Here is a 22,308-nt window from a genome sequence, read left to right as displayed (position 1 = left end):
ATAACCTATAACAAGCTGAGTTTAACCTACGTTATTAGTCTTTAATAACAAAGGAAAAACTCATGTTTAATGGGTACACCCCTTTAGTCTCATTTCCAAATTGTCACACAAACTGTTACACATTTTGGGATACAAGAGACTTGCAGCACCTCATATACCGAACCAATACCTGGTACTTTAACCGCCGTGTTCCCGTTAAATATCGTGAATATGATTCCCGAAAACTTATTAGGACTTCCCTCAATACCGATAGCAAAAAAACTGCCGCAAAACTCGCCTATGGCGAAAATGAAAGGCTGGAGAGGTATTGGGAAAGTCTTTTAGCAACCGGCAGCAAACATTCGCACGACCGCTATCAACAAGCTATCAAAAGAGCGGAGATTCTCGGGTTCGACTACCAGCCCGCAAATCAACTAGCTGCCGGGCAATTCAGCCAACTGATAAATAGATTTTTATTCCTCCTAACGGCAGAGCTTACCCAGCCACGGGTTGAGGCAGTCTTGGGAGGCGTTGAAAAACCGGAAATTAAATTGGATGATGCGCTTAACAAGTATTTCGAAATCTCTCGGGATATCATCCTCGATAAAAGCGCAAACCAGGTGAGAAAATGGCGCAATCCACGAAAACTCGCTATTAAGAATTTAATCAATTGTATCGGTAATAAGCCTGTCCAGGAATTGACACGGGCTGATATGTTGAAGTTTCGTGATTGGTGGATAGATCGCATAGAAAGCGAAAATTTAATGCCGAATACGGCTAACAAAAATTTCATTCAAATAGGAAGTATTGTTACATCTGTCAGCAAAAACTATCAGTTGAAGTTAGATGTGGATCACATTTTTAGTGACCTGCTATTTGATGAAAGCTATGAACCTCGTCCGCCGTTTTCTACAGAGCACATCACCAACGTACTACTGAACGAAGAAAACCTAAGTGGTATGAGCGAGGTTTCACAGTGCCTATTAAAGGTATTTGCAGAGACAGGAGCATGCTTCTCAGAACAATCAGGAATTCTACCTGAAGATATTATCTTGAATGAGGAAATCCCACATATTGTTATCACCCCCCGCAAAAAGAAACGTCTTAAAACTAAATATAGAAAACGAGTTATTCCACTTGTGGGGTATGCATTGGATGTTTTTAGGAAACACCCTTTGGGTTTTTCGCATCTCGATATTAACCCGGATAGCTATTCAGCCGCAGTGAACAAATATCTTGTCGAAAACAAAATGCTTCCTACAGAACGCCACAGCGTCTATTCGCTCCGGCATAGCGTGCAGGATAGATTATTAAGATTAAATGCACCTGATCGTGTACAAGCTCAAATAATGGGTCATAAGTACACCCGACCAGATTACGGGGTTGGCGCGACTTTAGAACATAAGCAAGAATGGATGGAAAAGATTCAATTAGTCACTTAATTTAATTGCAAATTGTAATATCAATACTCTCTTTATGAGTATTACAAAACATGATATTGTCGCAAAAAATAACGAACGTGAGGACTTAATGCTCTATAGCCAAACAACCGCTTTCTTCGGGGATGATGAACTTTTAATTTACATCAAAGAAAATAAAATCCGTTTCCAAACCGACAGTAAAGGACTGATTGAGTTTCTCCCATTTGATAATGGAGAAATGCCGGCGTTAGAAGTTCCCTTGAACACGCGTAATATCCAATTAGATACCTTAAAAATCTCAGGTGGAATCAATGCTAAAATGGCTCAATCATTTATAGCAAATAGCCTGGAAATAATTGTCGATGGTGGTTTCGATGCACCATGCGCAACAGATATAGAAATAAGGTCATTAAAGCACAATCCTGAATATATCGTTGCGGACTCGGCATTCATCTTCGATGCCGACAAATTGGAAAAATCAGGACCTATATTTTTAGGAAACAATATAGCCCATGTCGAAACAGATGCGCTTTTCTTTTCAGGGAAACTTGGTTCAAAAAAGAAAATTTCCATGTTCAATAAGAACACTGGTTTCGTTAAAGTAAATAGCTATCCCTGGTTACCCTTAGATACAATGAAAGACATTATTAGTGGTGTTTATGAAAGAGGCAGAAATCATAAACAGTATATCAAATTCCTTGATACCTGCGAGGAAAAGCGAAGCCCTAAACCTTTCTAACGCTTAAAGGTCTCCATAATTTTATATTGAAGGATAACAATAGCTTATTGATCCACACTTTTGCCGCCCTGTGTCTCGGAAAAAATATCAAATAGCACCGGATCAAGCTGAAACGCTAATATTTGAAGTTCTTCGAATGTTTCACAATGTGATGCGCTTCTAATAGTTTTAAGACGGCTGTTAATGGTTTCTCGGGGGATTTGCAGTTGGTTGGACATTTTTTTGTACTCCATTCCACGGGCATGCAGGAGTAGTACACACATTTGTGCATGGCTTATATCAAAAGCCGCCCCTACTGATATAAACGATTTTTGAAAAACTTGTTCACCTCTATATAGTATTTTAAGATGTAATATTTTGTGCAAATCCGGCAGGCAGGTATCGGACACGTTGCCCAAAATTAACTCCGGTTCGCTATGTGCTGAAAACTGGATATATCTTGAATGTTGCATGACGTGACGGTATCGCACTTTTTTTCCTGAATAGTACTTCACGCGGTAGTTCAATAAGACTTCAAAATCCGTCCATTTCGTTTGGTCTTGCTTGTGATAAAAGCCCGCTATCGTCGGCAGTATAAATTTAGAATAGGTATGCCAGTCGTCAGCAAACCAAAGTTGGTTGCTAACGAACGCAATCCCTCTATTTTGCATTTTTTCAATTTCCCCACAGGCAAATTGTGCCATTCTCCGGTTTACAATTAAATACTGCTCGGTCCGACAGTCTAAAAGATAACTGCCTCTTGGATCGTCGGTAACTGTATCAAGAAAAAAAGGCAATTGTTTTTTCTGACGAGATTGAAAGAATGGAGAAGTCGATTGCTCACTTCCCCAGGTTGGTGAGTAAATGCCTGACATAGTGATACTTTTTTATATTGCAATATAAGAAATATAAGAAACAGCGCACTGACCAATTGGTTGTTTTTTGGAAGAATATGCTACTTAATTTTGGGTAAATAATTAATCAACAAATATTATGAAACAATTCAGCAACAAAGGTCAGAAAACAGGATTAGCGATACAAAAAAAGCTCAGTCATTCTGCATTTCCATTTTAAATACAAATGCTACTTTGCTTATACATCGTACCGGGAATTAATATTATTGCCGAAATCATACAGATGTTAATATGTTGAAAATAAAATGCTTGTCACACAAATTTTTAACCTGCTAAAAAACTATTTGTCCGTACCTTGCAGGTTTACACTCAAATAAAAATGTATCTAAAGGAACATAACTGCGAAGAACGAACTGGCTTTCCTATTGAATACTATATCAACCTTTCCGGTATTAAAGGCATATATCCTGACTTTAGATTGCAAGACGCGCGTGATCACGAAATAAAACTGGAAAACAAGCGTATCACCATTGAACTAGAAACAGACAGATTTTCAGACTTCTCAAGAACAATCGACAATCATCAGAAGATCATTCTAAACAATTTAATGGTCAATAGAGGCAAAAGTGATGGTGGCGCTTCTTGGAAAGTACTTCAGTCTCAAGTCCGCTATGCAGCCAAGCACAATTTTGACAAACTCATAGTAGATGCTTACCGGGAACTAGCAAAAAACGGGGACTACATCGGCTACTTGTTATGGTGTAAATATGGCTATTACATGCAAGATGAAGACCTAAAAGATTTCACGGAATTTATGAAAAAATCCGGAAGGAAGGAAAAAAATCTGGATGAACTAATAGCGACGGTAGAAGGCCAAGAATTTTGGAAAGAATATGGTGACAGATGGAATGGAGAGTTCGATCTTCAAAAAAATTCCTGGAGTCGGAAAAAATTCGCAAAAGCATTATTAGAAAGAAGAGATAGATGGTTTTTATAAACCATCCATCTTAAATCTCAGAGTATTGATTGTCGTAGTCCGTTGCTCTTCTGTTAGCGCCTTAAATTGGTCAAATACAAGGCGATCATTACCTGAATAACGATTAGGCTGCTCAAATTTCTCATTAATAAAAACGGAAAGCAATAAAATCCGCTGAGCGATTTTAGACTTCTTGAAACGAGCAAATCCCGGCGTATCCACTGCTGTCAAGCTCTGTATAATACTTTCAGCATTCGTGGCACCCTTATACTGCATGCGAATTCCTAAATTTTGAAGTTTCTTTTGTATAATGCTCTTTCTCTTAAACCCTTTATCCCGACAATGGGATATTGGGGACTTTGGAGAAGTGCGTCGATTTATTAACACCTTTGTCATTAGCGAATTATTCTTTACATGTCAATCAAACTTGTAAAGATTTATGCTATAAAGACCACTTAAATTTACAAGCTTAAAACCTAAAAATAATTAAGTTTTACTAACATTTTAAATAAAATCAAAAAAAACTTGAAAAATTATTCGTAATTGACATTTTAATGTTGAAAAAAAAGGATCGGGTTTCCCTTACGTGTCAAAAGACTAAGGGCAATTTTCCCTTTATAGATGAAGATATGTTCCCCAAGCTTAGAAAAATTAGTACAATAAGAGTCTCAAAAAACCGACTTGAAAATTATAAAAAACCAAATCTAACATTCTTGTTTGTTGTGAATAAGTTTCTCATTGTAGTGCTCTTTTTAGAGTTATCTTTACTAATTAAATTAGTTAGCCTTGGCATTACAAATTCTTTCTTACGTCGAAAAGCTACTCCCTTTTGCGCAAGATTTTACAATTAAGAAAATCAAAGAGCAGTTGATTTTCCATCAACTTTGTGAAAAAGCGGGTATTGATTTCTACGAAGACGACTTTGACTTTGCTTATCTTCATAGCATAGCTATCTTCCTTTCTACTCAAGAAAAAGATTGGGGCATAATTTTCAAAATAGCTGAAGTTCGTTCGGCATTTAAAAGAGGATATCGAAAGCGGGATTACAGTGAGTTTAATGCAATAGTAAATTACCATCTGCATGTAACTATAAAAAATGGTCCGCTAAAGGAGTTGAACACTACGCCTGAGAATTTAGCGAAGGACTTCGAAACTATCTATGCTGAATTAATTCAAGATCACATTACACCTTCTACACTTGAAGGTTTAAAGGTCACCAACGAGCTTAAACAAGAGTTTATTCATAACGCCGTTCAGAACGATAATTCTCATCAATTCACACAACAATTGCTGAGAGATTTGGCAGGCACGGTCCAAAGCCTTAAAAACGATGCAATCCCCAAAAGCGAATATGAGCAGTTTATGGATAGTGACCATCAGGCTCAGCTTGACCTCATCAAGAAGTTGATCGATAAGTATGAAGTTGAGGCTGCTAGAGAAAATCTTTTTGAACTAAAGGATCGCATTTGGTTTAGGGCGACGAATCAAATCAAGTTTAAAGTATTAAACAACATAGGGTTCACTTATGCACTACAAGATGATCTTTTAAAGTCTCTGGATTATTACGAGCAGGCCGCGGTTTTCGACCCTGATAATCTGAATAATCTCACCAACATGGTTGGGATATATTTTTCTTATAAGCGCTTCGACAAAATTGAACCGATTGCCGAACGTTTGAAAATAACCAAACCAGGAATCGCTAAAGCTCTGGAACTTTATCGCAATGAAAGCCTGGCTGCACAAGGAAATTTGGAGAGTTTGATTACCGATGATTTAATGCACGATCAAGAAGTAATCGTAGCTCTCATCAATTTGTATTTAAAGCTCTACCCGTTAAAGGCACTAGATTATGCTTACAAGCTCTACGATACTAAACGCGACAGCGACAATTTTAAAGATATCTATTGCAATCTGGTCTGTGTAGCTCTTATTGGCGAAAGAATTGATTTCGAGACAACAGAATTACAAGAGTTAAAAAACGTAAAAATCATTGAGTATGCCGACGAATTATTGGTCGAGCTATGGAATAAATATTCCAACTCTGATCTAAGAAAGTTCAAGCTAACAATTCTAGAAAAAAGAGGGCTGATATTAACAGTATTGGGAAAACACCAGGAGGCGATTAATGTAGCTGACGAAATATTGAAGATAAAGCCAGAGGCATATCATTCTGCGAAGCAACGGGGAATGAATTTGATGTACCTAAAGAAATATGCCGAGGCTACCGAATGTTTTAATAAGATCGCAGTAACTAACGGAGAAGCTTGGGAGTACTTAATGGCCTGGTTAATTTCGTTAGCAAAATCCGAAGGTCTAAGTGCTGCCCAACTTAAAGCTGACAGATATTTACGAGAGCCTGATTGCACAGCTGACGACCGACAAAGAATTTTATCCACCTTATCATTTCTATATATCGACGAACAGGAATATCCTACAGCCCTATCTATTGTAAATATAATGGAAGATGAATTTCCAAATCAAATATCTATCATAGCAGATAAGGCTTCGATTTTAGAGAAAATCGGTTCGAAAGAACAATACGAAGAATATTTAGGCAAGCTTTTAGACTTATCACAGAATGGCTTTAACACTTATGATAAAAAAGACCTGTGTATAGTCGCAAACTATTTAATGAGGGCGGGAAAGTTCAATGAAGCGGCAATAATATTCCAATCATTTGTAGAAATAAAGCGCGACCATTACCTAACCATGCAATTAGCCGAATGCTATCATAAATCGGGCAATAAAGAAAAGGCATTAGCGATTTATGAAACACTGAGGGATAATAACGGTGTTGGAAAATACACCCTTAATGAAGCTGAAATATACTACTTCTATCATGACTATGCCAAGACTTTAGAAGTAATGTCGCTGTACAATGAAAAGTTCCCAGAGGATCAACGCACGCGAATTAACCTCATCGGCCTGAACATTAAGCTTAAGCACATTCCTGCAGCTATGCAGTTACTTGAAAAGGGTTTTCCGATAAAGGATATGCCCGTTACCGAGATAAAAGTTCTTGCAGAGATAATGATCAAGCTTGGCTTGTATGTTCGGGGCTTAGATATATTATACGATTACCGTCGACTGTACCCAAGCGCGAAAATAAATAGCTGCTACATGAGCTATTGTTTATATGACCCAACCAACCGGGAGCAAGTTGAAGCTAAAAACGAGGTAGAAGTTGACTGCGTAGTAAAACTGGAAAGCAAAGGTTCAACTTTTCATTATGTAGTAGAAGACAAACCGGCAAATGAAGTCAATCATAGTAAAGGCGAAATAAATCTTAGCGATCCAATTTACCTTGCCATGGCAGGAAAAACTGTTGGTGCCAAAGTCAATCTTGGTAGTGGTAAAAGTGCGAGAGAATGGACAATCAACGAGATATTTCCAAAATATCGTTATGCATTTCATTCTGCAATGAATGAAAACCAAACTATTTTCTCAACTGAGACCGATAGCTTTTCCGGCTATATAGCAGATATCAAGGAGCTTGATGACCTTATTGGGGAGCAAATTAAAAACCAACAGAAACTAGATGATTTTTCTCGCGAACACGAAGAAAATTACGTCAATTACCAATTACCTCTGTCTGCCTTCGCTTCTTTTAGAAATAAAAACACGATTGAACTTTACGAGTATTTCATGCACAAATCCGGTATTAAATACAGTGTCGGAAACGTCGGCGAATACACAAAGGCAATCAGTTTTTTTAATGAATCACCATACGTCGTAGCGGATATTACAACACTGCTAACGTTGTATTTTATCGGTTTTGATGCGAAAAGACTCATCCCATCAATAGAAATAGTTACCTCATACCCAACAATCGATTTAATCAACGAGCTTTATTTTAAACGAGAATCATCAAGTAAAGCTGACCATATGTCGATTTTCGAGGAGAATGGCGAGCGGGTAAGGATGATCGTTACTGCTGAAAGCAAGATAATTGAGTTTGAAAGGCTGTCTAGCTTCAAGCAGTGGGTAGAAAACAACGCAAGACCCTTGCCTTGTAAACTGCTATTGAAATTTGACGACGAGAAAAATGATAAATTTAAAAGTGTGCTTGGCTCCGATGTTTTTGAAGTGGCTTTATTGGGTCAAGAATACAATGCGCCTTTTTTATATGATGATGCAGCGGGAAGAAGAATTATCGGCGAGGAATATCGTTTTGAAGGCGCCTGGACGCAACCATTTTTAAAATGGCTCGAATTAAAGGGGCTGATAACGTCTGAAGATTATATTTCATTTTTAGTCAAATTGTGTTCCTTAAAGTTTACACACACAGGAATTAATACCCAAGACATCCTAAACGTCATTAAAATTGACGAAGGTAAGCTATCTGATAATTTAGAACTCATAGTATCGATCCTCAACGGACAGAATAGCGATGACAGATCGATTTTTATCGCATTTGGTGCAATTGCGGAAATATGGAATCTAGCAATTACTGAGAAAAGGAAAGACGAACTCTCTTACTTTATTTTAATGACTTTCATGATAGGTCGACCCCTATCTCCTTTAATGGAGATGCTGCCACTTCATGTAGACTATTTTATCAAAGATTTTCAAACCGGCAAAAAGATGCAAAAAATCATAACAAGATTACGCAAGGACTTTGGGTATAAATCAAAGCTGTGGAAGTGATATAGGCTAAATTTTGTTTGGTAATATAACGCATTCGCTTTGATTGATTTTTAATTGTATAAAACAATTAATGGTGGCAGAAAATATGCCTCAAGCTTCTAAATTAGAGGCAAGATGACAGGATTCTACACTGTACAAAGTACACTAACTGACAGACAATCAGACAAAAGCCTATCGTCTTTTTAGTTTTTTGGCAAGATTTCAGCTTGGTACGCTACTTGAAAGATATCTTTCAGCATCGCCATTAATGAGGAAAAACGGCGAGCTGAAAGAATTTCTGATGTATTTTATTTTAGTCGATCAAATATAATATAAGTTCTTTTAACACAAAGACCTCGTGTAGCCGTTCAAAAATGGCTTTTAACACTGTATTATATGGCAAATTTTACTGCTCAAAGCTTAAAATTCCCAGGTTATAAGCATACCGCTCTGCCTGATGATGATCCAAGAACAACAGGAAAGCCCGATAGCACACTTTTGAATAAAGGCGAATCTTATGAGATGGTCTATTTTATAAATAGATACATGACTAAGAAAAGATGGACCTTACGCGATACGTTTCAACGAATCGAGACATTTATAAAGACAGATGCTAATGTGCACAAATCGCATGCTTTTTGGACAAGTGAATTAGACAGGAGATTTTCTGCTTAATTTAAAGTGGATGCCTTAGGGCATCCACTTTTTTACATTAATTAAAATTAGTGACAGGCGATTAAAATGGGCCTGTTGTCAATATGAGCGAGCAAGTAAATTGTCCCTTTTGTAACCAAATTGGTGAAAAGTCTAAAGACCACATATTCCAGCAATTTTTCGGTGGACATCAAACTACGCCTGTATGTAAAAAATGTAATAATTTTTTTGGGCATGCTTTCGAAGGTAAATTTGCAAATAGTTTCTCGCCATTTATGGTGACGCTCGGCGTTGCGGGAATTCCACCTAAAAATGAGACCACTTGGCGTAATGCCGTGATTGATCAGACCTCAGGAGTTAAGTACGACCTTAATTCAAAAGGTGAATTCACGCCCCAAACCAAAGCCTTTTATGAAGACGGTAAACTCAAAGGTATTATTACTAGTGCAGCGCAAGCAAAGCAAAAGCAAAAAGAACTGGAAGCAAAATATCCGGATTCAAAATTTCTTTTGACAGAGAATACGCGTTTAGATTGGAAGCCGGAGTTAAATTTCAGCATACCGTTTAATTCAAACGTTAGAAGGCTTAGTATCAAGATGAGTGTAGCACTGGGTTCTTACCTCGGTTTTAATAACCTAATGGATGAAAATTCTCGAAACTATCTACTTAATGAAAACTTTGAAGAGGAAAATCCTGTGCGATTGGCAACGAATGGCTATCCTGCCTTAGACGAAATGCGGCCATCGCTTTCACACCTTATCTATGTCGAAGGTGATAAGCAGTTAAGGGTGTGTTACTCTTTAGTGCAATTATACGGAGTATTTCAAATGTGTTGCCTCCTAAATAAGAATTACGACGGTGAAAATTTTGCAGCCATAGGCGTACATGACATAGTGACTCATGAAGAAACATTTCAGGAAATATCACCACTTCAACTCGCCTTTCCGCAACAACATTTATCACAACACGAGTATAACGAGAATGTCCATTCAATATTTGACAAGCTTATGCTTGAATTAGATAATAGGCTAGGAAGCACTAATTTATTTTTAAAAATTACCAATATTCCACCCAAAGACAATACTTCGATTACATGGAACGGGGAAATAACATTCAATCCAAAATAAAAGACCTTCTTGCGCAACTGTATGAAGAAGGCACAGTTTTGCAAAATCATCAGCAAATAGGTCGCAATTCGCAGAAATTCCACAAATTCGATTTTGTGATTAAGGACAATAACGTTCTAGGGTTGCCTTTATTTATTGTAGTAAACGTCCCAGCTAAGCCAATTAGCGTAAAAATAATTGATAATTTTTTTGATGAATTAAAGGATGTACAGGCTACTAAGGGTGTATTAATCAGTCAAACGACTTTTACCGAACAATTATTTAATTACGCAAAAAAGAAAAATATTGAGCTAAGTACGGTTACTCATCTTAATCAAAAGAATTGGGATGAAGGTCTCAAAATACCTATGGTTTACATTGATAATCGATGGGATCTTCATGCAACATTATCTGGTACAATCCCAGGGCATCTTCAAGCCTATGCGCCAACCCATCCTAGAGAATTCATATTGTCATTTGACAAGATAAACCAAGTCACGCTTCAAGAACATTTTATTAACCTTTGGAACCGGAACGTGCTTAATAACAAACCCAATAAATTCCACAACTATCCGATAAAAGGTTTATTTGTTTTCATTCAAGGCGATTGGTACCCACTTGATGAACTTGTGCTCCAATATCAACACGTAAAAACTGGATTAATTAAATACGTTAAACCTAAAGAATTCGTTGAAATAAGCCAAATTAGTGCAACGGGTGTAAATTTCGCCGTTGAAGATAGTTTTGACATTAAAGATGGAAGCTGGCAGGAATTTAAGCATGTTGACGTTGCCAATCATTTCTTTCCTGGTCTTCATATCGTTGTGCAAGCAAATGAGAAATTAACGCCAGAATTGCTTCAATATTCTTAAATTATATGGCTTGCTCATTGCATTTGCAATTTTCAAACCTAACTAGCATAACCCACAACTACTAGAGGCTTTTGTATATTTAACGGATCAGGTTATTGATTCAAGATACGAAGAATTAGAAACCGGCGACACCGTTTTGATTTTATTTTTACCTTTTGAATCTCTCTGGCACAAGTGAATCAATGTACGCTTTGTATTCAGGATTGAAATTCATTTTTATTTGTACGTTGCTCATCGCTCTAACAACGTCCTCACTAAATAGCCGAACAAGAACCTTAACCTTCTTGGCCATTTCAGGATCTTTTGAAGTAACTCACATAACATTACCCTTTATCTCAGTTGTGTAATGTATATCTTCTGGTGCAATTGTTTGTTCGTCTATCATCTGTTACTACTGTCTTTAGGTTTAAAATTAAATCTATTGTTCTTGGGTACCTGAATATAATTATCCGGGTTAAGTTCTTCCGAATAATCGAGTACGACATCGTATATACCTTCTGCCACACCTTCAAGCATAATAACGTCTAAGTTTGTGCGTAAAAAATCTTCTAGTAACGCTAAAAAACAAAGCCCCGACACTCTCGCAGCATCGGGGCTTTAACCTAAACCTTATCACAATAGTGGCGGACGCCACCAGTAATAGAACTTCTAAGTTACGTTTTAAATCACATGCATTCCCTATGCTTAGTCATTTTTAATGTGCCTTGCAAACCAATGCAAGTTTCTCTCGATCACGACACGGTTGTCGTAAACATCCCTGCCCTCAACTTTTAAATGCAGCAACGATAATTCCTTCCGGTAAAACACGATTTGTTCATCCGTATAGCTTTCATCAAATTCTTTTGAAAAAACATCTAAATAACTGCCAGGGATGACAATCTTTTGATTTGTAGGTCTGATTTCAATGTGATCGTATGATTTAGGATCAATTTCTAAACAGTCCTGAATACTATTGTATTCTTGCCCGTTTTTATAGAAAGTGAGCTTTTCTACAATCATAGGACCAACACCATTATTCTGAACATGAATAAATAATACCCTGTCCTTGTCCACCACATCTATTTGCGGCAGCGGCGTAACTGATTTTACATTATGCACCCGTTGAATGTGCGCTTGATAAATTGTTGTGAGTACAGCAGTAACTGAGAGTATAATAGTGAGAGAAACGGCAATGTCCAAGAAACACCATCCTGAGAAGGTTGTATTTTACGATGGCATTATTACACATTTTTGCAGTAATTGCAATCGTTCGATAGCTTGCAGCTCGTAATATTTAGGTATAAAACGATGGTACAAACTGCATTGTGGATCTTTATCTTTAATACGATAAACTGGGCAACCACTTGTACAAACGGAACGATATCGGCACTGTTTACAGTCTTCCGATTTTTTATCCTCCAAGTGTTCTCCTGATTCAATCATTTCTACAAGGTCTAAGCCCGCACTAAAAATTGATGTTTCAGCATTTGCTTCTTTGCCAAATTGAACATGGCAATATTTAAATGAGCCATCAACATATATCGCTCCGCCAGAGAAACCTGAAGCACAAGTTTGAAAACCCAAATCGTTTGGCTTTAGATCACAAAACTGGTAGCGCTTAGAAAACTGCCACCCTTCGGTAATTGCCTCTTGCATAATAGCATAGGAAGCCAACAGGTTTTCTTCTAACAATTCGCCATGTATCGCTTCGCCTTTAACGATTGAGTAGCGAAACGGTATATCCAAATCGATTAGATACTTGGTGAGTTCAGGCAACCCAATAAGGTTAAAATTATTGACCACAGTATTTACACTTACTGCGATATCTTCTGCAATGAGCGTCCGTAAATTACTGTCGACAATTTCAAATGTACCCGAACCCGACCTGAATTGCCTTGTCGCATCATGTACCTCTGCTATGCCATCTAAGGACACGCCAAAGCTAACTTTGTATTGTTTGGCAAACGATATGATTTCAGCGTTAAGGAGAGTTAGATTGGTGATGAATGCGATATCAAGTTTACAGCCAACTTGTGCTAAAGCTTGAAAAGCTTCCGGTATAAATGCTTTCCACGAACTAAATTGGCTTAATGGCTCACCACCGGCAAGACGTAGTTTAATATTCTTGATATTGTGCTTTGTAGCAGCTTCAACCAATTTGTATATCAATTGGTTCCTTACAATTGCCATCATCCCCTTGCCGGTGTTTAGCGTAGAAATATAGCAGTAATTGCAGCCCAGGTTGCAGGCGTTGGTCGTATGTATCCAAAAATTCAGGGATTGCGGCTTTTCAGGACGTTGAGGTACGCCAAAGCCGTTGTCGAACCTAACAAGTTCGGTTTTACTAAGTAAGGTAAAGAAACGTTCAAGTACCGCCTCTTGTATCTCTAATCGACCGGCAATTTCACGGAGGCTATCCGTTCCATTAACTGAGTTTAGAATGTTGAATTGGGCTTTGTTCAGTACCCGAAAAGAATTCGGGTACGAACAATTTACAGCATAGGCATGATCTGCGTCTATAAGTTTACAAAGCAGTCCTGGTGCCTTTTGTGGAATTAAGCCCGACTTCATAACTCACGAAGTTTAGTTCGAGCAATCGCAATCTGTTTTTGCAGATTGGTTTACAGTGTAACCATCTTCAAGAGCTGCCGCCAATGTCGCAACATCATCAAATAGGATGTCGTTTTCGGTTGTGTTTGCCATAGCGTTAATGTTTAATTACTGAATTAATTTGTTACCCAAATATAATAAAATGAATCCAAAATTAGTACTGTAGTACTAATTTTTATTTGCGGCGGTATCTGATTTTTGAACATGGCAGATGGTTCAGGAAACGAGATAAAAGAATTCGGACAAAAGCTGCGTGATATTCGAAAGAGCCAAAATTATTCAATGGAGGAATTGGCGAATATGGCAGAGCTCGAACCTGTTCAAGTCCATCGCATCGAAACTGGCAAAACCAATCCCAAACTCTCTACCGTGTATGCGCTTGCGAAAGCTTTAAACGTAAGCCCTAAAGAATTCTTTTAAGAGTTTGTCGCCCCTTTGGCATTTGTTATTTTTCCACAACAATGCTAATTTATTTAGCAAATCGACGCGCTTTTATAAATTTGTTCCATACTTAAAAAACATGGCGGCTAAAACAAAGCGATATTTCAGCGATCTTGATAAAAAGGAATTGCTAAGCAATTTAAAAACATCTAGAAGCGCCTGTATTAGGGCATGCGCTAAAGCACCAATTCAGAGCGAGGTTTATAAAGGCGTTACGAAATTTCTCGGTGATATCGATGCAATGGCAGAATGCCTGACAGGCGACAGAAAACATTTGCATGAAAAACCGCACTCTACGTAGTTTACCTAACAGATTATTTCTTATTCAGTTCCTCGTACAAGTGGGTGACTTTTCGGTGTAGCATGACGATTTCCTCGTCACGTATGGCAAGTTGTTTTTGCGCCACTAAAATTGCGTCATTATCAGAATTTTTAGGTTGTGAACCTAAAAGGATTAAAACATCTATCTCTAAAACCTCTGCAATTTGGTGAACACGGGAAAGGTTTACATCCGTAACCCCTGATTCAATTTTCGAAATCGCCGGAATAGAAACACCGAGGCGTTTGGCAAGCTCTGCTTGGGTAATTTTTCTTTCTGTGCGTGTATCTCGGATAAGTTGCCCGACAGTTTTCAGGATGCTATTTTGTATTGGCGGTATCATAAGTTTAACAGGAACGCCTAAAATACAACAATGGGAAATATTAGCTACATTTGCTTAATGGCAAAATGGTTACGTGGTTTATTTTTACTGACAGGGTTCTGCCTGTTGTTGGTTCATAACCTCATTTCGCATGCCCATGATGCTAACCATTATACAGTATCTCACATTGAAGAGCACCATGAAGAGGCATTAGAGCATGCCCAAATCGCCCACCATTTTTTTCAGGACCATCAGGAAAACGTATTCAAGGGGCATTTACTATTGTTTTTGACTCTTCAACCATCTTGGATAGCAGTCGATCATCAGATTAATCTACTTCAGAAGACTTTTGTTCCTTTCAAAAGCCTATTACGGCAGCAACGAAGTTTGGACCAGCCAATACTTCGAGGCCCACCAGCAACCTGCTAACACATATTTCCACGTCTTTAGAAGTTGTAAGCGTCTTTCAATCTAGTACTATTTGCTTGATTTAGATCGGCATTAGGGTTTGCATTGTATTTATCATTGTACACCTAGTGAATTTTACCAGGTAACAGAGTAGCAGCTACAGGCTTTCTTATTGTGGCGATATAAGCCCCCCGATTTTCTCCTATCCACCCCAAAATTGGGCTCATCATCAGACAATACCAATCAAAAATGAAAGGCGATCTGCAATTATTAGAGCATTTATTAATTAACGCCAACCGTACAGAAGCATTTGAAATGCTTATTCATTCGTACGGTGAACCGATCTATAGTTTTTTTAGACACATGGGATTAACCCATGACGATTCCGATGAATTGTCGTGTAAACTCTTTATAGGGTTTTGGCGCGACATCCCAACCCTGAAAAGCAGCGATAGCCTAACTGTATTAATTTTCCGAATGGCTTACAAATTATGGAGCGATCTATCAAAACGCGATACAGGCAATGACAAAAACACATTGCAAGAGTTTGAGAGAGCAATATTCTATTTAAAATATTCACAAGGGTTCACTTCACGAGAAATCTCCTGCATTACCAAGCTATCTCTCGCAGAGGTTACCTGTTTGGCTGCAGCTCTATCCATTGAAAACTAACAAAAACGGCACACTAAAACTCAAATTCTATGAATAACTATTTTATTACCGATTATCCATTCTCCATCAATCAACGGAAAAACTCCCCATTAATCAATTTTGTGAACAAGGGCTTACGGTTTTTGAAAACGGGTTACCAGGTGGGGCAACTTGACACGAGCCTCGACATGAGCACTGTTGAACAACGGATCAACTACTACCATCTACTTGAAGAAGTGATTGCCTATAATGTTCCTGGCGACGTAGTTGAATTGGGCACTTTTACCGGACAATGCGCCGCTCTATTTCAAAAGGTGATCGAGTTAACCGGATCAGATAAAAAGCTGCATGTATACGATACCTTTGCAACACCCTTTACTTTCAAAGGAAATGTAGAGCATGAACTAATGCGTAATTTCGATACAGCCGGATTAAAACAGCCGGTCGTACATAAAGGCTTGTTTAACGAAACTCTACCTGAAGGCCTACCCGAAAAAGTAGCGTTTGCTCATATAGACTGCGGTTTTGGTGGCGATCCACAGGAACACAAAAAAGTCATGCTATATTGTTTTGAACAGTTATATCCGAAACTTACAAAAGGTGCGGTGTGCATATTAATGGATTACAACGATCCTAAAGAAAATGGGAAAACACTCGATATAAACCCAGGCGTTAAACTTGCTTTCGACGAGTTTTTTGCGGGCAAACCCGAAAAGATAGTTTGCCTTTACGGCAACCAATATCAACATGCGTTTTTCAGAAAGCAATAAAGTAGTTATTGCTGCGATGGCAAAGCAAAGCTTCAGTCAGATTCATTATCCTGAACTTTTGCTTTCCATCGTTTGTACCATGGCTGGTGATGTAGCGAGAGCAAAAAATATAACATGCCTGTGGTTCCAACGGCAATTATAAATTCGTTTAGGCCAATGGTGACACCAACGGCAGCTGTACACCAAACGGTAGCTGCGGTTGTTAATCCGAATGATGTTTTACCGCCGGGATCTCTTGAAATGATGCCTGCACCTAAGAAACCGATGCCCACAACGATATTTGCAACAATGCGCGACGCTGCTGCGGTATCGCCAAGGTGAGCCGCCAATGAAGTGAAAATTGCCGCACCTACACATACAGCAGCATAAGTTCTAATACCAGCGTCACGGCCATGTTTTTCACGGTCGTAACCGATGGCAGCGCCTAACAGCAACGCTATGATAATTTTTCCAAGTATGATTAATTCGGCCTCGTATGTCATTTATTTGTTAAATGCGGTAAAATTAGTAACAACTGGTTTCACTTTTTATCTATAAACAAATAATTATCGCGGTTGTTAGGCTTTGATAATGTAGCAACTGATAAATAAGCAGTTTTATAATCGTTTATGAATTAATATCTTTGCAATCGAAATGAAGTGGATTTGTTTTCTTCTTGCGCTATTTTTTATTTGCCTGGACATGGAACCATGCAAAGACGGCGTAAGTTTGCCTAACACTTCCGGCATGAGCATCGTTAAAACTCATCAAGATCACCAAAGCACGCAGGATCAATGCCCGCCCCTTTGTCATTGCGGATGCTGTAACATGCAAGTGGTCATCGCATCGAAACTAATCATAAGCCCGGTGACGGTTAAACTAGCCGAGATGCGCGCATCGTTTCTTCCTGAAAGCCCGGTTACACGCCCTTCTAATATTTGGCAACCGCCCAAGCTAAACGCATAACTATTCCAGTATTGCCGCTATTGTCGTAAACGACAACACTCCAGCGGCTGGTTTATTATTTCACTATTTCTTGTTTTGGTATGGCAAAGTACAGGTCAACACCTGCTAAGCATACCCCTGTAAAACGCAAGCGAACGCCAAAAAAACCGCTATGGATGCGGGTCATTCGCCTGATTGCACTGCTCATTGTAACCCTTACTTTGTTATTGGGGATCGTTAGCATCTTACAGAGGTACGGTCATATCTTATCCAAGCATTAAAATAAGTTATGCTTAATAAGATCATTCACTTTTCGATTAATAATAAATTGGTGATTGGACTTTTTACCCTTGGGCTGATTGCCTGGGGTGTCTGGTCACTTAAAAAACTGCCCATTGATGCAGTTCCTGATATAACCAATAATCAGGTTCAAGTAATCACTTTAAGCCCCTCGTTAGCAACGCAGGAGGTTGAAAGGCTGATTTCATATCCGGTTGAGCAAACCATGGCAACTATTCCAGAGATTGAGCAAGTACGTTCGATCTCACGCTTCGGATTATCGGTTGTTACGATTGTTTTTCATGACAACGTTGATATTTATTGGGCGCGTCAGCAAGTCAATGAAAAGCTGTCAGAAGCAAAAAACAACATTCCGGCTGGGTTAGGTAATCCAGAGATATCACCAATATCTACAGGTTTAGGAGAAATCTACCAATATGTGATCCACCCTAAGCCTGGTTATGAAAGTAAGTTCAACGCCCGGGAGCTGCGCAGTATTCAAGACTGGATTGTACGCAGGCAATTACTAGGAACTGCGGGCATTGCCGAGGTAAACAGTTTCGGCGGCTTGCTAAAACAGTATGAGATCGCGCTCGATCCTGACAAACTGCGAAGCTTCAATTTAAGCATCAACAACATATTTGATGCTCTTGAACAAAATAACCAAAACACCGGTGGTGCTTATATCGATAAAAAGCCGAACGCTTATTTTATCCGAAGCGAGGGCTTGGTAGGTTCGACGGAAGATATTGGCAAAATCGTTGTTAAAAACAATACCGATGGCACACCTGTGCTCATCAGAGATATTGCCAGCGTGAATATTGGTAATTCTATACGCTATGGCGCCCTCACCCGTGCTTCTAAAGAGAACAGCGGCGAAGCAGTTGGTGGTATCGTTATGATGCTCAAAGGTGCCAATGCTAATAATGTGGTTAAAGCGGTAAAAGAAAAGATCACCCGCATCAATAAAACCTTGCCACAAGGTGTGGTTGTGGAGGCGTTTCTTGACCGCAGTGCGCTTGTAGGCCGTGCGATTGGCACTGTCGAAAAAAACCTTATTGAAGGTGCCCTGATCGTAATTTTCGTACTCGTTATCTTTTTAGGTAATCTAAGAGCTGGCCTTGTTGTGGCATCGGTTATTCCGCTGGCTATGCTTTTTGCGATCTGCCTGATGAATTTATTTGGCGTATCGGGCAACTTAATGAGCCTGGGCGCTATTGATTTTGGATTGATCGTCGATGGTGCGGTGATTATCGTCGAGGCCACTATGCATATCCTATATGCTAAACAGCTGTCAAAATCATATACTCAAGAGGAAATGAACTCCCAGGTGGAAGAGTCCGCCGTTCGCATGATGAGCGCCGCTGCATTCGGACAAATCATAATCCTCATTGTTTATTTCCCTATACTGGCACTGGTAGGTATCGAGGGTAAAATGTTCCGGCCAATGGCTGAAACAGTAGCGTTTGCCATTATTGGCGCATTCCTGCTTTCGCTTACATACGTGCCGATGGTCTCATCATTATTTCTGAGCAAAAAGCCTAAAAACGGCAAAAACTTCTCTGATAAAATGATGGATGCAATACACCGGCGTTATGAGCCCATGATAAAAGGGGCACTCAATCACCGTATGCCCATTATCGTTATCTCGGTTATATTGCTGATCGTCGCAGTATTTACTTTCACCCGTATGGGCGGCGAGTTCATCCCTACCCTCGAAGAAGGCGATTTTGCTGTAGAGACGCGGTTGCTAACAGGCAGCTCCCTATCGCAAACTATCGATAAGGTAAACCAGGCATCGCAAATACTGGTAAAAAAATTCCCTGAAGTTAAAGAGGTGATCGGTAAGATCGGCGCTGCCGAAATACCTACCGACCCCATGCCGATGGATGCCTGCGATCTGACAGTTATCCTTAAGGATAAAAAAGAATGGACGACAACAACGGATCGAGAAGAATTGGCGAACCTTATGGCTAAAGAACTCGAAAATGTTCCAGGTGTCACTTTCGGTTTTTCACAACCCATTCAGCTTCGCTCGAATGAATTGATCTCAGGCGTTCGGCAAGATATCGGTATCAAGATATTTGGAGATGATCTTCAAACCTTGGCTGACCTGTCGCAAAAGGTGGGTAAAATCGTTAGTTCTGTACAGGGTGCTAAAGATCTTTATATCGAACAGGCGACCGGCCTGCCCCAAATCGTCGTAGATATTGACCGCGATAAAGTGGCTCAATACGGGCTAAGCGTTGCAACCCTCAACATGGCGATCAACGCAGCATTTGCCGGACAATCTGCAGGATTGGTGTATGAGGGCGAAAGGCGATATGATATGGTAGTACGGCTATCCAATCAAAATCGTCAGAATATCGATGATGTAAAAAATCTATACGTCACTGCGCCAAACGGCAATCAGGTGCCTTTAGAACAATTAGCAGATGTACGCTTCCAAATCGGCCCTAATCAGATACAGAGAGAAGATACCAAACGCCGTATCGTTGTTGGTTTAAATGTACGTGGCCGCGATATACAATCTGTTGTAACTGAGATACAGCAAAAAATTGTAGAACAGGTAAAAATGCCCGCAGGGTACTATGTGACCTACGGGGGGCAGTTTGAAAACCTGAAAGAAGCTACAGCCCGGCTATCGGTAGCAGTGCCTGTCGCTCTCCTGTTGATCCTGTTGCTACTTTATTTCTCCTTTGGTTCGATTAAGCAATCCATTCTTATTTTTTCCGCTATACCAATGGCAGCTATCGGCGGCGTATTTGCTTTACTCTTGCGCGGTATGCCTTTCAGCATCTCGGCAGGCGTTGGTTTTATTGCCTTATTCGGAGTTGCTGTATTGAACGGCATTGTACTCATTACTGAATTTAACAGGCTTAAAAAAGGTGGGCTTACCGATCTTAAGAAGATCGTTTTTGAAGGCACGCAAGAGAGGCTTAGGCCGGTATTGATGACCGCAACGGTTGCATCGCTCGGTTTTATGCCGATGGCAATTTCATCTGCCGCAGGTGCTGAAGTACAAAAACCGCTCGCTACAGTTGTTATTGGCGGCCTTATCACTTCCACTATTCTCACTTTAATTGTATTACCTGTGTTATACACCTATTTTGAAAATTTCAGCTTTGGGCGTAAAGGCGGCAAAGTTGCCAAAATAGCCCCTTTATTATTGCTGTTTTTTGTTTTCGGTATATCGGAAACAAAAGCACAAACCCCAGGTACGCAGCGATTGACTTTGAACAAGGCTATAACAACCGCTGTTGCAAATAACTTTGCTATAAAATCTTCACAACTGGAGATTAACCAGCAAAGCGTACTAAAAGGCAGTGCGTTTGACCTTGGCAAAACGAACTTTAATTTACAGTATGGGCAGTTTAATAGCGCTAAACGCGATAATAATATCTCCGTTCAACAAAGCATCCCGTTTCCCGGCTTAATCAGTAGCCAACGAAAGGTGTATGAAGCGCAAGAGCAGAACGCACGCATAGGGCTTAATATCACACGGTCGCAGTTGCAATACCAGGTAAGGCAAGCTTACGGGCAACTCGCTTACTTCACTGCTTTAAATGACCTCTTCCTCCGGCAGGATTCCATTTATAGTGAATTTGCGCGCGCCGCTGCGATACGCTTCAAAGCCGGCGAAAGTAATTTGTTGGAAAAGACAACCGCAGAAACACAACTGAATGAGGTACGCAACCAAAAAACAAAAAACGACGGAGACATCGCAGCAGCCAGCGCAGAAATGCAACGATTGTTGAACACAAAGGATTCTATCGCTATTGATAAAGAAGAATTTCGCAAAGCAACCTCCGAGTTCAAGCACCTGGATAGCGCGATAAACCAAAATCCACAGTTGGCTCTTCAGCGTCAGCAGATAATCTTGGCAGATCGAAACGTTGCTTTAGAAAAAGCCAAAGGCGGTCCTGATTTTTCGATCGGTTACTTCAACCAGTCAATTATGGGCAACCAAGTTGTGAATGGCCAGGACCGCAATTTTACCGGTGCCAACCGCTTTCAGGGTGTGCAGGTAGGTGTATCGATCCCGCTGTTTTTTAAACCTTATTCAACCCGCATCAAGGCAGCCAGAATTGGAAAGGAAGTGTCTGAAACGCAGCTACAGCTATACCAGCAAAACCTTTCAAGCCAATACGAGCAGGCCTATCACCAATTGCTGAAGAATGAGCGCTCATTGAATTACTATGAAACGAGCGCATTACCAAATGCGACCCTCATTCTGAGACAGGCCCAGTTGGCGTTTAGAAATGGAGAAATAAGCTATGTGGAATTTGTGCAGGCACTTAAAACTTCATCAGATATCAGGTACGGCTATCTGCAAGCAATCAATCAGTACAATCAATCTATTTACGACTTACAATTCCTTACCGGTTTATAATTATAA

General features: G+C 39.6%; 20 protein-coding genes. 14 read left to right on the top strand and 6 right to left on the bottom strand.

The annotated features are described in order from the left end of the window. Positions 1–140 precede the first annotated feature (140 nt). Both BC343_RS25610 and BC343_RS25605 read left to right on the top strand, forming a co-directional pair. Positions 141–1,421, top strand: coding sequence for a DUF6538 domain-containing protein (locus tag BC343_RS25610; RefSeq protein WP_078350660.1), 1,281 nt, complete (start codon positions 141–143; stop codon positions 1,419–1,421). Between the two features lie 34 nt (positions 1,422–1,455). Further along, positions 1,456–2,139 (top strand): hypothetical protein, encoded by a 684-nt coding sequence (locus tag BC343_RS25605; RefSeq protein WP_078350659.1) that lies wholly within the window; start codon positions 1,456–1,458, stop codon positions 2,137–2,139. 44 nt (positions 2,140–2,183) lie between these two features. On the opposite strand, the gene BC343_RS25600 is transcribed toward BC343_RS25605, so the two are convergent. Then, entirely contained in the window at positions 2,184–2,993 is an 810-nt protein-coding gene (locus BC343_RS25600; protein WP_078350658.1) for a hypothetical protein, read from the bottom strand. Between the two features lie 358 nt (positions 2,994–3,351). On the opposite strand from BC343_RS25600, the gene BC343_RS25595 reads away from it, so the two are divergent. Next, positions 3,352–3,969, top strand: coding sequence for a hypothetical protein (locus BC343_RS25595; protein WP_078350657.1), 618 nt, complete (start codon positions 3,352–3,354; stop codon positions 3,967–3,969). Here BC343_RS25595 and BC343_RS25590 read toward each other — a convergent pair. Next, positions 3,964–4,224, bottom strand: a complete 261-nt coding sequence (locus BC343_RS25590; protein WP_162276944.1) for a hypothetical protein — start codon at positions 4,222–4,224, stop codon at positions 3,964–3,966. The genes BC343_RS25595 and BC343_RS25590 overlap by 6 nt on opposite strands. A 510-nt stretch (positions 4,225–4,734) precedes the next feature. Between BC343_RS25590 and BC343_RS25585 the strand changes: the two genes are divergently transcribed. The 4 genes from BC343_RS25585 (at position 4,735) to BC343_RS25570 (ending at position 11,206) form a co-directional block, all read left to right on the top strand. Next, positions 4,735–8,595 carry a tetratricopeptide repeat protein gene (locus BC343_RS25585; RefSeq protein WP_078350655.1) on the top strand — a complete coding sequence of 1,287 codons (3,861 nt, stop codon included), beginning with the start codon at positions 4,735–4,737 and terminating at the stop codon, positions 8,593–8,595. Between the two features lie 375 nt (positions 8,596–8,970). Beyond that, positions 8,971–9,249, top strand: coding sequence for a hypothetical protein (locus BC343_RS25580; RefSeq protein WP_078350654.1), 279 nt, complete (start codon positions 8,971–8,973; stop codon positions 9,247–9,249). Between the two features lie 83 nt (positions 9,250–9,332). Next, positions 9,333–10,355 (top strand): HNH endonuclease, encoded by a 1,023-nt coding sequence (locus tag BC343_RS25575; protein ID WP_078350653.1) that lies wholly within the window; start codon positions 9,333–9,335, stop codon positions 10,353–10,355. Next, on the top strand, positions 10,322–11,206 hold the full coding sequence (locus tag BC343_RS25570; protein WP_078350652.1) for a restriction endonuclease: 885 nt from the start codon (positions 10,322–10,324) through the stop codon (positions 11,204–11,206). Before BC343_RS25575 ends, BC343_RS25570 begins: the two co-directional genes overlap by 34 nt. Before the next feature lie 684 nt (positions 11,207–11,890). Here the strand turns inward: BC343_RS25570 and BC343_RS25565 are convergent. Together BC343_RS25565 and BC343_RS25560 are read right to left on the bottom strand one after the other, a co-directional pair. After that, on the bottom strand, positions 11,891–12,385 hold the full coding sequence (locus BC343_RS25565; protein ID WP_238381869.1) for a hypothetical protein: 495 nt from the start codon (positions 12,383–12,385) through the stop codon (positions 11,891–11,893). 27 nt (positions 12,386–12,412) lie between these two features. After that, positions 12,413–13,756 carry a radical SAM/SPASM domain-containing protein gene (locus tag BC343_RS25560; protein WP_078350651.1) on the bottom strand — a complete coding sequence of 448 codons (1,344 nt, stop codon included), beginning with the start codon at positions 13,754–13,756 and terminating at the stop codon, positions 12,413–12,415. A gap of 243 nt (positions 13,757–13,999) precedes the next feature. Here BC343_RS25560 and BC343_RS25555 point away from each other — a divergent pair, with 243 nt between their 5' ends. Both BC343_RS25555 and BC343_RS25550 read left to right on the top strand, forming a co-directional pair. Further along, positions 14,000–14,215, top strand: coding sequence for a helix-turn-helix domain-containing protein (locus tag BC343_RS25555; RefSeq protein WP_078350650.1), 216 nt, complete (start codon positions 14,000–14,002; stop codon positions 14,213–14,215). Positions 14,216–14,315: 100 nt separating this feature from the next. Continuing rightward, entirely contained in the window at positions 14,316–14,537 is a 222-nt protein-coding gene (locus BC343_RS25550; protein WP_078350649.1) for a hypothetical protein, read from the top strand. Positions 14,538–14,550: 13 nt separating this feature from the next. Here the strand turns inward: BC343_RS25550 and BC343_RS25545 are convergent, their stop codons facing one another. After that, positions 14,551–14,898, bottom strand: coding sequence for a helix-turn-helix domain-containing protein (locus BC343_RS25545; RefSeq protein WP_238381868.1), 348 nt, complete (start codon positions 14,896–14,898; stop codon positions 14,551–14,553). Between the two features lie 57 nt (positions 14,899–14,955). On the opposite strand from BC343_RS25545, the gene BC343_RS25540 reads away from it, so the two are divergent. From BC343_RS25540 to BC343_RS25530, 3 genes are all read left to right on the top strand, one after another. Then, on the top strand, positions 14,956–15,306 hold the full coding sequence (locus tag BC343_RS25540; RefSeq protein ID WP_078350648.1) for a hypothetical protein: 351 nt from the start codon (positions 14,956–14,958) through the stop codon (positions 15,304–15,306). A 228-nt stretch (positions 15,307–15,534) separates the two neighbouring features. Further along, positions 15,535–15,957 carry a sigma-70 RNA polymerase sigma factor region 4 domain-containing protein gene (locus tag BC343_RS25535; RefSeq protein WP_078350647.1) on the top strand — a complete coding sequence of 141 codons (423 nt, stop codon included), beginning with the start codon at positions 15,535–15,537 and terminating at the stop codon, positions 15,955–15,957. Positions 15,958–15,986: 29 nt separating this feature from the next. Then, a complete protein-coding gene (locus BC343_RS25530; protein ID WP_078350646.1) occupies positions 15,987–16,706 on the top strand; it encodes a TylF/MycF/NovP-related O-methyltransferase in 720 nt (239 codons plus the stop codon). Positions 16,707–16,738: 32 nt separating this feature from the next. Here BC343_RS25530 and BC343_RS25525 read toward each other — a convergent pair whose 3' ends face one another. Continuing rightward, positions 16,739–17,188 carry an MgtC/SapB family protein gene (locus BC343_RS25525; RefSeq protein WP_078350645.1) on the bottom strand — a complete coding sequence of 150 codons (450 nt, stop codon included), beginning with the start codon at positions 17,186–17,188 and terminating at the stop codon, positions 16,739–16,741. A gap of 151 nt (positions 17,189–17,339) precedes the next feature. Here BC343_RS25525 and BC343_RS32015 point away from each other — a divergent pair, with 151 nt between their 5' ends. Continuing rightward, positions 17,340–17,651, top strand: coding sequence for a DUF6660 family protein (locus BC343_RS32015; protein WP_078350644.1), 312 nt, complete (start codon positions 17,340–17,342; stop codon positions 17,649–17,651). Between the two features lie 268 nt (positions 17,652–17,919). Then, a complete protein-coding gene (locus tag BC343_RS25515; RefSeq protein ID WP_078350643.1) occupies positions 17,920–22,302 on the top strand; it encodes a CusA/CzcA family heavy metal efflux RND transporter in 4,383 nt (1,460 codons plus the stop codon). Positions 22,303–22,308: the final 6 nt, after the last annotated feature.

The organism is Mucilaginibacter pedocola (genome assembly GCF_002013915.1).
GTDB lineage: Bacteria > Bacteroidota > Bacteroidia > Sphingobacteriales > Sphingobacteriaceae > Mucilaginibacter > Mucilaginibacter pedocola.
This window is presented reverse-complemented; position numbering and strand designations above follow the sequence as displayed.

Excerpts from the sequence above, each read along its gene's own strand:
- BC343_RS25575 (WP_078350653.1), top strand. The coding sequence starts at position 9,333 with ATGAGCGAGCAAGTAAATTGTCCCTTTTGTAACCAAATTGGTGAAAAG.
- BC343_RS25535 (WP_078350647.1), top strand. The coding sequence starts at position 15,535 with ATGAAAGGCGATCTGCAATTATTAGAGCATTTATTAATTAACGCCAAC.
- BC343_RS25595 (WP_078350657.1), top strand. The coding sequence starts at position 3,352 with ATGTATCTAAAGGAACATAACTGCGAAGAACGAACTGGCTTTCCTATT.
- BC343_RS25545 (WP_238381868.1), bottom strand. The coding sequence starts at position 14,898 with ATGATACCGCCAATACAAAATAGCATCCTGAAAACTGTCGGGCAACTT.
- BC343_RS25590 (WP_162276944.1), bottom strand. The coding sequence starts at position 4,224 with ATGCAGTATAAGGGTGCCACGAATGCTGAAAGTATTATACAGAGCTTG.
- BC343_RS32015 (WP_078350644.1), top strand. The coding sequence starts at position 17,340 with ATGAAGTGGATTTGTTTTCTTCTTGCGCTATTTTTTATTTGCCTGGAC.
- BC343_RS25550 (WP_078350649.1), top strand. The coding sequence starts at position 14,316 with ATGGCGGCTAAAACAAAGCGATATTTCAGCGATCTTGATAAAAAGGAA.
- BC343_RS25525 (WP_078350645.1), bottom strand. The coding sequence starts at position 17,188 with ATGACATACGAGGCCGAATTAATCATACTTGGAAAAATTATCATAGCG.
- BC343_RS25560 (WP_078350651.1), bottom strand. The coding sequence starts at position 13,756 with ATGAAGTCGGGCTTAATTCCACAAAAGGCACCAGGACTGCTTTGTAAA.
- BC343_RS25540 (WP_078350648.1), top strand. The coding sequence starts at position 14,956 with ATGGCAAAATGGTTACGTGGTTTATTTTTACTGACAGGGTTCTGCCTG.
- BC343_RS25515 (WP_078350643.1), top strand. The coding sequence starts at position 17,920 with ATGCTTAATAAGATCATTCACTTTTCGATTAATAATAAATTGGTGATT.
- BC343_RS25530 (WP_078350646.1), top strand. The coding sequence starts at position 15,987 with ATGAATAACTATTTTATTACCGATTATCCATTCTCCATCAATCAACGG.
- BC343_RS25605 (WP_078350659.1), top strand. The coding sequence starts at position 1,456 with ATGAGTATTACAAAACATGATATTGTCGCAAAAAATAACGAACGTGAG.
- BC343_RS25580 (WP_078350654.1), top strand. The coding sequence starts at position 8,971 with ATGGCAAATTTTACTGCTCAAAGCTTAAAATTCCCAGGTTATAAGCAT.
- BC343_RS25570 (WP_078350652.1), top strand. The coding sequence starts at position 10,322 with ATGGAACGGGGAAATAACATTCAATCCAAAATAAAAGACCTTCTTGCG.
- BC343_RS25600 (WP_078350658.1), bottom strand. The coding sequence starts at position 2,993 with ATGTCAGGCATTTACTCACCAACCTGGGGAAGTGAGCAATCGACTTCT.
- BC343_RS25555 (WP_078350650.1), top strand. The coding sequence starts at position 14,000 with ATGGCAGATGGTTCAGGAAACGAGATAAAAGAATTCGGACAAAAGCTG.